The 720-nt window shown below is 62.4% G+C and carries 1 protein-coding gene; it reads right to left on the bottom strand.

The features are described from left to right. Positions 1 to 178: 178 nt before the first annotated feature. Entirely contained in the window at positions 179 to 535 is a 357-nt protein-coding gene (locus ACWF6P_RS09630; protein WP_192804714.1) for a hypothetical protein, read from the bottom strand. Positions 536 to 720 lie beyond the last annotated feature (185 nt).

The raw sequence follows: 720 nt of genomic DNA, 5'->3' as shown, positions 1-720 counted from the left end.
GTGGCGATCCTGCGAGAGCGCAGCCGAAGGTCATCGACCTCGACGAAGGGTCGCTTCGAAGTCCGAACCTCCCCGAAGGTCCGAACTCAGGATCAGAATTTGTCGTCGTCAGGCGTCAGGCGCACCGCAGTGCTGCGGTGCTCAACGCAAGGCTAGAAACCGGTTGCCCACACCTGCTTCACCGGAAACGTTCGGCTTCGCGGGCAAGTTCGGTCAACCGTTCACACAACTGTGTGAGTTCCGAACTTTCGGCGCCCTCGGCAACAGCTGTCGCCACATCTTCGGCGGCGCAGCGGACCTCGAACATCCGATCCACCAGTTCGACAGCCTCGACGGCGGTCAAGATGACGGCGTCAGCCGGGATGGACGTGCCTTTGACAGCACTGCGTTGTTCGTAGGCGCGCTGGCGACAGGACTGGCTGCAGTACCGGCGACGACGACCCACTCCCGTCACCGCGACCTCGCGGCCGCACCACACACACGGGTTTCCGGAACGCGCAGTCTGCGGTGATCCGACGCGTGTGCTCTCAGCCATGAGTCGACACTGTACTCGAGATTCGGACGCCTTCGATGAACGCGCACGGTACCCGGTAAGATGGAGAGGTTGCGTCTTCTCGCCACACGGGAACCAATCGGGTGCTCGTGGCGTTGTAGATGAGTGTGAGCGTCTACTCCCCAAGTCAGGGCGCCCACCAGCGGTGACGAACGAAGAGAGGACAC

This window comes from Rhodococcus sp. NPDC055024 (genome assembly GCF_053608585.1).
The sequence above is the reverse complement of the archived record's forward strand: the minus strand, read 5'-3'. Positions and strand labels throughout refer to the sequence as shown.

Excerpts from the sequence above, each read along its gene's own strand:
- ACWF6P_RS09630 (WP_192804714.1), bottom strand. The coding sequence starts at position 535 with ATGGCTGAGAGCACACGCGTCGGATCACCGCAGACTGCGCGTTCCGGA.